Raw genomic sequence first — 13,128 nt, 5'->3', positions numbered from 1 at the left:
TATTACACCTCTATTTTCTTCCCGTGTTTAAGCAGATAGTTTTCAGCTTCCACACTCCAAAGACCATTATGTCGATCACATATTTCGCTTAATTCATAAAAGATTGTATCATTTTTTCCAAGTTCTTTAAAATCAGAAATTGCAGTCATTGGCATCGATATATGTGTATAAACTAGTTTTTTAGCACCTGGAACTTGTGGTAAGTTCAATGTGGTATCAATGACAGAATCAAGACCACCTACATGAGATATCATAATTTCTGGTCTAAGTATGTTTTTTGAAAACATATCAAGTACCTCAAGCATATCGTTTGTGTTTCCTCCAGAAGTCCCAGTTATACGATGCCCTTCATAATGAAGTTTATAATAATTAAAACTTGCTGAAAAATTAGGATCAGTAGGCCCAGCGAAAAAGTTCAAACAACCTTTTTGAGCAAGCAACTGATTACCTTGTTCAGCGAGCATTTTTACTGGTGCAAAAATAAACACATCATCAAATCCTTGGTTATGATTGAGTGCTTTTATTTGGTTCACTGGATCACTAAAATTAATTGTGTTGACATAAATAAGCTTGACACCTTTTTTCTCAGCAAACTCTGGTGATATCATTTTTGATGCACGATCCAATCGATTTTGATCAATATCAGTTACGATTAACAATTTAGGCGTAATGTCTCTATTTACTGCATATTCTATTGCCGCCAAACCCATAGGTCCCGCTGCCGCTAATAGAATCATTGCACCATCTTTTTTAATGTCCATATCATGGATGTGTGTTTCAAAATTTGAACGGAAATTTTCATGAAATGCTCCAGCAACACAAGAAAATGGTTCAGCTAAAGAACCAGAGAAATACCCTTCACCTTCAAATGGCAAGAGACAATTTTGTATCATTACTTCTTCAGGGATAATTACGTATGTTGCATTACCACCAATGAATTGATATGAATATCCAGGTGCATCTAGACTCCCTTTGTAATTTAAAGCTGGTTGAATCGCATACTTATCACCGATGTTATAAATACCTTGCCATTTTTCTCCCACTTCGAGAAGTTCTAGACAAAATTCATGACCGATTATAGTCGGATGGGTATCAACATTGGATGGTACTCTTTTATGACTTGATCCCTGATTCACCGCTTTATATGTTGACATACATATACTATCGGATATTACCTTTGCTAATATCTCTGTAGATTTAATTTTTGGTAACTCAAAAGATTCAAGACGCAAGTCCTTTACTCCATAAAGTCGTACTGCTGTAGTTTTCATCATATTTACCTCATTTACCATTTTTTTACAAATTCATTCTACTATACTTGATTGAATTTTGTTCATTTTGCTTATCTTGTTGTATAATAAACATATATTGCATGTTTTATAAGCATGTTTAATCATGTTTAATCAAAAGGAGTGTACAATGTCACATTTAGAAAGACAGGATGATATATTATCGATCCTTTCAAAAGAAAAAAAGATTAGTGTTGAAAAACTATCAAAATTATTGTACGTAAGTGAAGCAACTATCCGTCGTGATTTAGCGCACATGGATAACCTTGGTTTGCTACGTAGAACATACGGTGGTGCAATGATGGCGAAAAACACTGCACATGAGTCAGCTTTTGCAATGAGAGAGGCAGAGAATATCGGAGCTAAAAAAGCAATGTGTGGACTTGCGATTAGAGAAGTAAATGACCATGATGTCATTTATATGGACAGCAGTTCAACAATACTATCCATGATTCCCTTATTACAAAGATTCAAACAAATCACAGTCATTACTCATGGTATAAGGACAGCCTTAATGCTTTCACATTTAGAGAATGTTGAAGTATATATCTCTGGTGGAAAAGTTGGCAATTTCTCTAATAGCATTCTTGGAAGTTCAGCAATTGAGTTTTATAATCATATCAATGCTGATGTTACCTTTCTGTCATGCAGCGGGTTTAATATAAATGGAGATATCACCGACAACAATATTGATCATGCCTCGTTGAAACGAAAGATGATAGAGAATAGTAAACGCGTTGTATTGTTAGTCGATAATTCTAAGTTTGGGAAGACATTCATGACAAGCTCATTTAAGTTATCTGATGTGGATGTTCTAGTTACTGATAAAATACCACCTCAGGAGTTTATAGATTTAATTACATCTTTAGGTTGCAAACTTTTATATGCATGAACATAATTGTGTTCATATCAACTTAGAATAACAAAAAAAGATGCACTTGCACCTTTATTAAAAGTTGATAAATACTTGATGATCATTTAAATGACGTGAATTTAATCTGATTGTTCAGCGCTATGTACAAATTTAGAAATACATATTTTGTTACAGGATGTTTTGCAAAAGATTGCTTTCATTAGCAATTTTTTTATACACTTGATGAAAAGAATAATAAGTACAAAGGGATAAATAATAAGATTTGAATACCCATATGAAAGATAATTGTATATATAATCGATAAAAAAACAGATTCATTTATCATATCAATGAATAGTGATGGCAAATAAACCACCAATAATGCTATAACTGTGACTAATAGTCTATTAAAATATTCTATAAAAGAATAGTTATAGGTTGTAAAAAGTGATGATACAAACATATACAAAACAATGAAAAGAAAATATATGGAAAACAGAAAATAATAGTGTATTGATTTGTTTTCATTTAAAATTTGTTCATTAAACTTTTTGTACCGATATAATTTAAACATCGCAAAAAGCAATGAAAAGAATAAAAACCATATTAGGGCTATTCCAAAAATATCTCTTATAGATGCCCATAAAAATAGAATCAAAAGATTAGGGGTTAAAATAATAAAAATAAATAATACGACAGAACATACAACAGGTAATATTTCTATTATATAATTCTTCACTTGCTTCATTACTGTTCCCTCCCGCTTACAAAAAGCAATTGTATGCTTTATTATTTCACAACTTAATAACTTGATATCCTATTTTTATTCAACAGCAAACTCAATGACACACAAACTATCATCTAGTTGTTTAAAATATAAATTCTTATCTTCTTCTAACGAGTGATAAACCCATTTGATTAGTTCTTGATCAAATAATATTTTTGCTGAAACTTCTTTATAATTAGGTTGCTTCAGTTCATATGATATCAGTAATTGATTTGTATTTTGAATATCCGCAACTTTTGGTGTGTCTTTTTGTACTAATGCATAGTATTGATTAGACTTTTCTACAACACTTAAAAAGCCTTCTTTATCTTGAAATTTAAACTTGACTACTTTCTTCATCTTCATTACCTCCTTTATGTTTCCCCTTGATATCATCATAACATAGAGAGTCCACTATTATGCTTCAATCCACATTAATCTACCCAATGATAAATAGTTGATTTTTATATGAAGAATGAAAGTAGTATCGTTATACCCACCATTAAGACATTTGAAAAACTATGCATAATCATTGGATAGACAACACTTTTTGATTTCTCGTAACAATCCCCATAAAAATAACCTAATCCAATAGCCATCAACACTTGAGGTAGAGCGAATGAAATATCAAAAGGACTTAACGAGAATTGTATATGCGCGATACCAAAAATAATTGCTGCAAACAAGTTCGCATAACTTAAGTGTTTATCTATACGTTTTTGACTGACTAAAAGTACAAAAATTGTGATTGCAAAAGCTCTAAAAATAAGTTCCTCAGAAGGCCCCGATAATATTATCTGAAACCCTAAATAACCACTAATATTCCTAGCGTTTAAAGGATACTGAAAGGGTTGGAATCCGCTAGAAATAATAATCACTATAAAAGCAATGACAGTATATATAGAAAAATAGAGCATGAATTTTTTTAAATATCTGTATCCGACTTCCTTGTTCCCCATATTTAAATGGAAGTTTACTTTATAAAATTTTGTACTAAATAAAATTATTAATAGAATTACAACAGCTTGAATAATGTGATGTACGCTAATCCACATAAATGCGCCATCAGGATCAATTGACGAATAGTCAAACATGTTTGCAACCCACGTACCTACTTTAGGTGCACCAAGCAACACCCCTGTTAATAAAATAATACTTATGATTTTTATAAATACTTTCATCTTGTACCTCTTTGCCTTTTTACTTTTACTTTTCTATATTAAATAAATTGAAAAAAGTGAAGCATAAATTAGTACTTTTCTCACTTATATTCATCTTATTTGTTCAGCAATTATTCGATAAAGTATATTGAGTAGTTTATAACTATTATATATCATTATTAGGTTTTTTGTATTATTGATTAGAATATTTCATTATCCTAGATATAAGATATAAACATGAAGCAACTAAAGTCTTATAAATCTAATATGAAGACCCATTTTTTTTACATAGATAAACCGACAAACACATAGGAAGTATTACTGTACAATGCGTTGGTAACAACTAGCTATCCGACATTAATCTCACAATTATGATAAAATACAGTTATCCTTGGTATTTATACCAAAATCTAAAGGAGATAAATTCGTGAAAACAAACAAGAAAAAATTAACTACTTCTGTTGGTAAACCTGTTTATGATAATGAGAATTCAATGACAGCTGGTAAAAGAGGTCCTATGCTTTTACAAGATGTTTGGTTTCTAGAAAAACTTGCACATTTTGATCGAGAAGTAATTCCTGAACGTCGAATGCATGCAAAAGGTTCTGGAGCATTTGGTAAATTTGTTGTAACTCACGATATTACAAAATATACAAAAGCAAAAATATTTTCTGAAATAGGGAAAGAAACTGAGATGTTTGTTCGGTTTTCTACTGTAGCTGGCGAACGTGGAGCTGCTGACGCAGAAAGAGATATTCGCGGGTTTGCAATGAAGTTTTATACCGAGGAAGGAAATTGGGATTTAGTTGGCAATAATACTCCTGTGTTTTTTATTCGGGATCCTCTTCGTTTTCCGGATCTAAATCGGGCAATAAAACGAGACCCTTACACTAACCAAAGAAGTGCAAAAAACAACTGGGATTTCTGGACTTTATTACCCGAAGCTTTACATCAAGTCACGATTACAATGAGTGACCGTGGTATCCCAAAATCTTACCGCCATATGAATGGGTATGGTTCTCATACTTATAGCATGATTAATGCCAAAAACGAGCTTATTTGGGTTAAATTTCATTTAAAAACTAAACAAGGTATTGAAACCATCAGTGATCAAGAAGCGGAAATACTTATTGGTAAAGACCGTGAAAGTCATCAACGTGATTTATTAGAAGCAATAGATCGAAAAGATTTTCCTCGATGGACGATGTATATCCAAGTTATGACTGACGAACAAGCAAAAAAACTTTCCTATAATCCTTTCGATGTAACCAAGGTATTATATCAAAGTGATTTCCCATTAATTGAAGTTGGTTACTTTGAATTAAACAGAAATCCAGATAATTACTTTAGAGATGTTGAACAAGCTGCATTTAATCCTGCAAATATCATTCCAGGTATAGGTTTTTCACCTGATAGAATGCTACAAGGAAGATTATTCACATATGGTGATGCACAGCGTTATCGCCTTGGTGTAAATCATGATTCAATTCCAGTTAATGCTCCAAAATTTGCTAAGCCAAACAGTTATCATCGTGATGGTACAATGCGTGTTGATGATAATGCTGGAAAAACTACAGGTTATTGGCCTAACAGTGAAGGTGAGTGGAATGATAGCCAAGAATTAAAAGAACCTCCTTTAAAAGTAGAAGGTCATGCATTTAATTATGATTTTAGAGACGATGACGATGATTACTATACTCAACCCGGTAAACTTTTTAGGCTTATTACACCTGCTCAACAAAAAATGCTGTTCGAAAATACCGCACGTAACATGGGTGATATTCCTAAGTCTATTAAAGTTAGACACATTAAAAACTGTTTGCTGGCAGATAAAGCGTATGGCAAAGGTGTTGCTGATGCATTAGGTATACCTTTATCTGATGTGAAATAATATAAAGAAATCAAACATAAAATCATCTGTAATCAATTGACGTTGCTTTATTAGTAACGTCTTTTTTTATGATTTGCATTGTCACATATGAATATTTTAATTGACTCATAGTGTCTAGAATAAAAGACCATCTCGATTAAGAAATGGTATTCCCTATTTTTTAGCATGTTTATGTTTGATGCCCACTATATTCATATCCTATTCTAAATAGACCCAACTAGATATGCTCCCGAGTTTATCGATATCTATAACTCTTGCACCTTTTTGAAACGAAGGCATTGTGTAATTGTAATGTCCCGTACAACGACCAAAAGCTAATAAACAACCTTCATTCATGAAAGAAAAATCACAGACATGATCATGACCAACAAAGATTCCTTTTAACGTGTTGGTTTTTAAAACTCGTGGAAAAAAGAAACTGTCATACTTTGAACAAGAAATCTCTTCAAAACATGATCCTTCAATGGATACGTCATTTTGCTCAATCGCTTTCTTATATTCAATCAATGGAATATGGAAAAAGAATAGAGATGAAAAAGTATTATATTCTTTTTTTAAGGATTCAATAGTTTGAATTGCATCATCAATCTGACCTTGGTCAAGATAATCATAACTCCATATCTCTTTACCATCGATTATATCAATACGAGTGTTATGGGTATCTAGCATCCCTAGTAACGCAATTAACTGATTATCTTTAACTACCTTGAGATAATGATTACCGCATCCTTTAATGAGAGGATTACCTTTTTCGAAACAACAGTATTGACTATTCATCAAAATATTAGCTTGCTCATCTAATGATAAAAGAGATTCATGGTCATGATTACCAAAAACAAATGACCAATAAATACTAAAAGAATCTAAAAATATACGAAGATTATTCAGCAATTCTATATTATCATGAGTCATGGTGATATCACCCGTGATGATGATGAAATCAGGTTTTGTATCAATAATTGCTTTTTTCATCAAATCATAGGTTTGGTCATCGCTTGGAGATTTCATCAAGTGAATATCTGTTATTTGTAATATTCTATAGGTTGATTGCGTCATATATAAGTTTTTCATGATCGTTCTCCTATTCTATGTCTTGTTAATATTATCCAAATAGCTATCCTTAAATAATAAGCTTATATCTTCTCATTCGTTTTTATCTTTTAACAAGTATAAATACTCTCCGACATGTACCATTTTCATTGGTACCCATTTGTTTTCCATCTCAAACTGATAAATAATATCTGACTCGTAGATTTGGATATTTCTTCCAATATCAGAAGGAAGAGTTGGAGTACTACTCACCTTGAAAACTAATTCTTTATATGCTTGATCAATTGTCCCTTTATACACATATTCAAATCTTTTTAGTGTTATGACTCCACTTCCAACTTTAACAAGTTTTTGATTTCTAAAAGACATCAACTTCGTTTTTTCTTCTATCTGATAATTGATATCTTTGTCAATTTCATCTTTAACAGCTAATGCTTGTTTAATAAATAGATTATCTATTCCTTTACCGTTTAGCATTCCATATGTATCATATGTTAATGTGTAATCACATGAGGGACAAACCAATTGATTTTTAATACTTTTCAGTCCTTCGTGTAGACATGAGGGACATTGATAAATAACATTTTCCAAATTGGATATATTGTTTACTTTATACTTATATTGTTTGTCCAAATTGTATTCGGATTGTGAGTAATATAGTTTATCACAAACAATCTTATAAACCTCTTGACCTGTCATAGTAGTGAGCTCTTCTTTAGTGATAATCAACTCTTTAATTGTTTCTACTCTACCTTTAAATGTCTTTTTAGACCAAGGAGGATTAACAAGTCCTGCTCCCATGTGTTTAACGATATAAACATCTACATTTGCTTTCTTCAAAAATTTTGCTATAGAAAAAGCTGGCGTTAAAAATCTACCCATAGGTGATATTTGTCCTTCAGGAAATACTGAGATAATTCCTTTTTTCTTTAGGATACGAAATGCATGTAGTGTAGCAAGAGGATCAGCTTGCATCAAAGACTTGGGAATCGCTCTCGCAAGCCTTAAAAAGAAACCTGTAACTGGTTCATAAAACATTTTTTTCGCTGCTAGATAGCTGACTCTTCTTGGATACATCGCAGCACTTGTATAAATGAAATCATAAAAAGATGTATGATTAGATAAAATAATTGCTGGTCCTTTAATCTTACAGTTCTTGATAACTCTTTGACCTTTTAGATATGCATATATTTTGACTAGAAATCCTAATACAGCATTTAGGATAATATTCGGTTTTTTCATTTTATAACCCTAAAATAATTTCTTCTCGAGAAATCGTTAGATCTTGAATAGCATCGGTTATTTCTTTTTGCTTCTTGGCATCAATTTTATATTGATATGAAATATAGATTCCAATACTCATAAAGATGAGAGGTGCTAAAGACATGATGATACGTATCATCAGTAATGCACTATCTGGTTGTCCTACAATGGCTGGACCATTTAGAGGCTGTTCCTGAAATCCTGCAAGTCCGATTAAAAACATCACCAATGCAAGTCCAACAGCTTGAGCTATCTTATTAATGAAATTCGTGAATCCACTCATCTGTCCATCTAGTCTATCTTTAAATTTAATTTGACCGGCATCAACGACATCTCCATACATCGTGTGAGGAACAAGTCCTGGACCTGATATACCAAAACCCATAACAGCTGCTAATAAATATATCATGATTGGATTTACATTTGCTGGAATGACTAATATAAATAATGCAGTAATAATCCAAAGGAATGCACCGAAACGATATGCAAAAGTTTTACCCTTCTTTTCAATCATTTTAAGATAGACTGGAAGTGCAACGATTTGCATAGAAAACATTAAGGCAGCGGATATGAGTCCAACCATTGTTGGATTACCTAAAGCTGTCTCGCTTTTGGTAACAAAGAAATCAACATAAAAGAAAAATAATCCACTCATAATTGCCATTGACATTTGAAGTACTAAAAACATGCCTAAGTATTGTCTAAAGGGGCGAAGACCTAAAGGTTTCGCCATGCCTTTAAAAGAAAGTTTAGTTTCCACTATTGGTGTTTGTATCTCTTCTCTTGCAAATAGTCCTGTAAACAGGACAGATAGTGCAAAGAGTAACCCAAATGATAAACTCATGACTTGAAAGCCTATCGCACGATCTCCAAACATGCCAACGATGATACCAGGAACGGCAACGCAAAGAATGGATGAAAATATTGAAAAACCTAGTCGATAAGAATTATATGAAGCTCTTTTTTGGTAATCTGAAGTGATTTCGCTTGATAAGGAGTAGTAAGGAATCATGACTGATGTTTGAACCGTTGTAAAGATTAAATAGGATAACAAAACAGCAACGACTCTTAACCCTGTTGAAGAAAAAGAATAGGGGAAGAATAATAAGAACATGGATAGTAGAACAAAAGGGGCAGCAAACATTAAATAGATTCTTCTTTTACCCATCTTAGACTTTGTTCTATCGGATATATGTCCCATGAGTGGATCAGTAATTGCATCCCAGATTCTAGCAACAAGAATAACCACTCCTATCCAATAGGGACTAATCCCTACTGTAATTGCTAAAAATCCCGGATAAAGAAAATTGACAATGTTAAATGAACCTCCACCAAAAATATCAGCAGATGCAAAAGCAAGTTTTTTCTTTAACTCATTATGCTTCATGGAAGTCTCCTCATGATAAAGATTATTATTCTAATTATATAATAAAATATCGCTTTTTTTTCAACAATAAAAACAAGTGCTTTAAGGCATACATTTTACCTTACGTTTATATGATTCATTTTGCTGTTAAATAGATATAAACTCTTGTGTTCAAAATGAGCACAGTTTGTGTTTTTACTGTATAATGTATCTAAGTGGGTGATCAAATGAAACATCGTCAAATCAATATTATTAAAGTTATGCTAATCATTAGTTCTGTAGTCTTTTTTGTCACACTTCTTGCATTAATTTTCGATGATTTTTTAGCAGCTCAACTCGATGTTATCGGCATTCGTATCGCAATGCTAATCGTAGCATTCGCTTCTTTTGGTTCGAGTACACTTTTTAGTTTGCTCATCCTTCATCATAACAAGACGGTTAGTATGATTAACGATGACCTTAACAGGAGAGCTGAACTCTTCCGTGAGTTGCAGTTTTCATCTTCTAACTATTCAGTTATCGATTTCATGGACCGCATGCTAATCTACATCGAATCTACACGTTATGTGGATCGTTATGTGAGAAACAATAATTTTCTATTCCATATGATTGAAAAAGGACTCAATGAGCAACATGTCGTTGAACATCCTGATGATTATGATTATTTCTCTTTTAGAATTCCTTTTCGCGTAATAGAAGGCAAACTTATTTCAAAGATTACTTTCAATGAAATTTACTTTGAACGTGATCAAAAACGATTCTTTTTTATGACACCATCAAGCGAGAAGGAAAGTCGTGCGTATTTATTATATAACGAGCAAACTAAACGTAATAATGTCATCATTAATCTTATCGTCTCAAAGACAAGTGATTTTTTCGATCCTAAAATAGTTAATGCTTTTTCGAAGATAAAAATGAATCTTCACATTACAAGTTTACTTGGCGTTGTCGTTGAGGGAATGAGTGAACTCTATTTTACGAACCCAGAACAAATCGAAGGTGACTTTACAAACACTTATAAGATTAACTCATCAAATTTCATTATTAAGGGTATGCCTTATATCGAAAAATAGATGTTGTGGTTACCGTAACAAATTCAGTATGTACTAATCGTTTAGTCTAGTAAAACATTCATCAACACTTTAAAAACTATACGAATGTAGATCTCAGTTCAATATTGAACTGATTTTTTTATATTCCATATGCTTAGCGATCTATTTCTTATGGGTTGCTTATCAACTAAAAAAGACCCCCATCTCATTTAAGAAATGGGGAAATCTAAGCTTTTTGGTTTATTTAATCTTTTACATCAGGCATATATGAATGCAATAATACATTAAAAAATTATTTCTCATTGTTATCTTTTTCTTGAACAACTTCTTTTTCAACTTCAGCTTTTACATTAGCTATTTTTTCATCTGCACTTTGAATGGTTTCTCCTAAGTACTTAGGTAAATCCATACCTGCCATTTCAAACAATTCTCTCATTGGAGGAATTGACTTAAATAAGTTTGAGGCAAAATTTGCTGTTGATGAACTGCCATCTTTTGAACCACTATCCCAAACTGTAATCTTATCAAATTTAAGATTCTTGATTGCTTCAACTTGAATACCTACAAGCGTTTCTAGTTTATCAGCAATCAGCAGTTTAATCGCCGCATCTGGACTATTGCCAGCTGCTTTAACCACTTGCATAAAACCTTGAGCTTGCTTGGATAGAATTTCAAGCATACCGCGACCTTCAGCTTCCATTTTAGCATATAGACCATCAGCTTCACCTTGTGCTTTTCTTCTTGTTTCTTCTGCAATGGCTTCTGCTTCAATGACTTTCTTTTGTTTGTCAATCTCCGATTTAACAATAACGTCTGCTTCCAGTGATGCTTTTTCACGACTCGCGCGTGCCAACTCAGCTTCTTTTTCAGCAACATAAGCTTCTTCAAGTGCTTTTGCTTCAGCAGTTTTTTCAGCTACTGTTGCACGTCTTAGTGCCTCTGCTTGAATTTCCCGACGACTTGCATCTGATTTAGATACATCTCCCAAAGATTTATTTTCACCTTCTATAGCCGTTGCATTTGCAGTTGCCACTTGAATTCTTTGATCTCTAAAAGCGTTAGCTTCACCAATGGAACCATCTCTATTTTTTTCGGCAACTGATTTTTTAGCATCATTAATAGCTTTTGCAGCTGCTTCTTTACCTAGTGCTTCAATATAACCAGACTCATCATTAATATCAGTGACATTGACGTTAATCAATCTTAAACCTATTTTTTTAAGTTCTGTTTCTACATTATCAGAAACAGCTTCAAGAAATTTATCACGATTTGTATTGATTTCCTCAATATCCATGGTTGCAATAACTAAACGTAGTTGACCAAAAATAATATCTTGCGTCAACTCTTGAATCTCAGCAAGCTTTAATCCTAATAAACGCTCAGCTGCATTTTGCATAACTCCAGACTCGGTTGATATACCAACAGTAAATCTTGAAGGAACATCAATACGAATATTTTGTCTAGATAACGCTTTTCTTAAATCAACACTTATAGAAAGTGGAGTTAAATCAAGAAATTGATATGCTTGAATAAACGGATAAATGAATTTTGCTCCACCGTGAATACACTGTGAAGAGCGTGATGATCCATCCGAGTTTTTCCCAATTTTACCATAAATAACCATAATTTTGTCTGAGGGACATTTGCGAATTCTAGTTACAATAAATACCAAAACTGATACTACAATGATAACCAATGTAATGATTAATCCAATTGCATTCCCAGCTGCATTAAATATATTAAACATAATTTATCTCCTTTTATTTTTTCATGCTTACAACAAGTGTTGTATCATTTTCTAGCCCAACTATATCAACCATAGTTTTTGATAATAAATCCAAATGATCATCAGTAATCGCATCGACTTCAATAAAACGATCCTCCAGGGTTAGAATTACCTTGCCTTTTCCTGAGCGTTCTTTGGGAATCCGAATGTATACGGTCGCCACCTTACCAATTGTTCGCTTATAATCAAGATTTCCGGAAGATTCTAAATTCAATGCTGCTTTAAATGCAATTGCTTGTAAATAACTCGCAAGAATACCTGCCAAAAGACCCAATAACAAAACAAGTAGTATATGCATGAAGGGCGCAATTATAAAAACAACCCATCCGCCAATACTAAAAAAAACTAACATTCCACGTATAGTTAAAATTTTCAATCCCGAAATTGCACTTAGGGGTTCATCTGCTAGAAAATCTAGATCTGCATCTTGAAATCCCCCATCAAAAGTTGAATCGTCCACACCAAAAATCATTAAAAGCAAAAAAATAAGCATAATAACAGTAGCAGTCACTGCAAGAATAAATGCAATTTGCTGTAATGTCATTAGATTTGTCCACCAAAGTGACATAGTAAACCCCCTTAATATGTATGTTTCTATTTCTATATGTGATTATACCATATTTAGATACTTTAACTATACAAAAAATCATGT

11 protein-coding genes are annotated in these 13,128 nt (G+C 32.6%); 3 read left to right on the top strand and 8 right to left on the bottom strand.

The window, feature by feature from the left end; all coding sequences use genetic code 11:
• Positions 1–2 precede the first annotated feature (2 nt).
• The gene (locus QJ521_RS04430) at positions 3–1,271 is read right to left on the bottom strand and encodes a zinc-binding dehydrogenase (RefSeq protein ID WP_347568079.1); all 1,269 of its coding nucleotides are present in this window, start codon (positions 1,269–1,271) and stop codon (positions 3–5) included.
• 148 nt (positions 1,272–1,419) lie between these two features.
• On the opposite strand from QJ521_RS04430, the gene QJ521_RS04425 reads away from it, so the two are divergent.
• Positions 1,420–2,181: a DeoR/GlpR family DNA-binding transcription regulator gene (locus QJ521_RS04425; protein ID WP_282839226.1), complete on the top strand. Its 762-nt coding sequence runs from the start codon at positions 1,420–1,422 to the stop codon at positions 2,179–2,181.
• A 784-nt stretch (positions 2,182–2,965) separates the two neighbouring features.
• Here QJ521_RS04425 and QJ521_RS04420 read toward each other — a convergent pair.
• Together QJ521_RS04420 and QJ521_RS04415 are read right to left on the bottom strand one after the other, a co-directional pair.
• A complete protein-coding gene (locus QJ521_RS04420) occupies positions 2,966–3,268 on the bottom strand; it encodes a hypothetical protein (RefSeq protein WP_282839225.1) in 303 nt (100 codons plus the stop codon).
• A 104-nt stretch (positions 3,269–3,372) separates the two neighbouring features.
• Positions 3,373–4,089, bottom strand: coding sequence for a CPBP family intramembrane glutamic endopeptidase (locus tag QJ521_RS04415; protein ID WP_282839224.1), 717 nt, complete (start codon positions 4,087–4,089; stop codon positions 3,373–3,375).
• Positions 4,090–4,495: 406 nt separating this feature from the next.
• On the opposite strand from QJ521_RS04415, the gene QJ521_RS04410 reads away from it, so the two are divergent.
• Positions 4,496–5,959, top strand: a complete 1,464-nt coding sequence (locus QJ521_RS04410) for a catalase (RefSeq protein ID WP_282839223.1) — start codon at positions 4,496–4,498, stop codon at positions 5,957–5,959.
• A gap of 198 nt (positions 5,960–6,157) precedes the next feature.
• Here QJ521_RS04410 and QJ521_RS04405 read toward each other — a convergent pair whose 3' ends face one another.
• The 3 genes from QJ521_RS04405 to QJ521_RS04395 all read right to left on the bottom strand — a co-directional run bounded on the left by QJ521_RS04405 (position 6,158) and on the right by QJ521_RS04395 (position 9,659).
• Positions 6,158–7,030, bottom strand: coding sequence for a metallophosphoesterase (locus tag QJ521_RS04405; RefSeq protein ID WP_282839222.1), 873 nt, complete (start codon positions 7,028–7,030; stop codon positions 6,158–6,160).
• 72 nt (positions 7,031–7,102) lie between these two features.
• On the bottom strand, positions 7,103–8,251 hold the full coding sequence (locus tag QJ521_RS04400) for a lysophospholipid acyltransferase family protein (RefSeq protein ID WP_282839221.1): 1,149 nt from the start codon (positions 8,249–8,251) through the stop codon (positions 7,103–7,105).
• 1 nt (position 8,252) lies between these two features.
• A complete protein-coding gene (locus QJ521_RS04395; RefSeq protein WP_282839220.1) occupies positions 8,253–9,659 on the bottom strand; it encodes an MFS transporter in 1,407 nt (468 codons plus the stop codon).
• Positions 9,660–9,865: 206 nt separating this feature from the next.
• Here QJ521_RS04395 and QJ521_RS04390 point away from each other — a divergent pair, with 206 nt between their 5' ends.
• A complete protein-coding gene (locus QJ521_RS04390; protein ID WP_282839219.1) occupies positions 9,866–10,711 on the top strand; it encodes a hypothetical protein in 846 nt (281 codons plus the stop codon).
• A 271-nt stretch (positions 10,712–10,982) separates the two neighbouring features.
• Here QJ521_RS04390 and QJ521_RS04385 read toward each other — a convergent pair whose 3' ends face one another.
• On the bottom strand, positions 10,983–12,437 hold the full coding sequence (locus tag QJ521_RS04385) for a flotillin family protein (RefSeq protein ID WP_282839218.1): 1,455 nt from the start codon (positions 12,435–12,437) through the stop codon (positions 10,983–10,985).
• A gap of 13 nt (positions 12,438–12,450) precedes the next feature.
• The gene (locus tag QJ521_RS04380; protein ID WP_282839217.1) at positions 12,451–13,020 is read right to left on the bottom strand and encodes a hypothetical protein; all 570 of its coding nucleotides are present in this window, start codon (positions 13,018–13,020) and stop codon (positions 12,451–12,453) included.
• Positions 13,021–13,128: the final 108 nt, after the last annotated feature.

The sequence above is a fragment of the Peloplasma aerotolerans genome (assembly GCF_030012175.1).
Lineage (GTDB): Bacteria > Bacillota_I > Bacilli_A > Acholeplasmatales > Acholeplasmataceae > Peloplasma > Peloplasma aerotolerans.
Note: the sequence above shows the minus strand (reverse complement) of the source record. Positions and strands in the feature narration are given on the sequence as shown.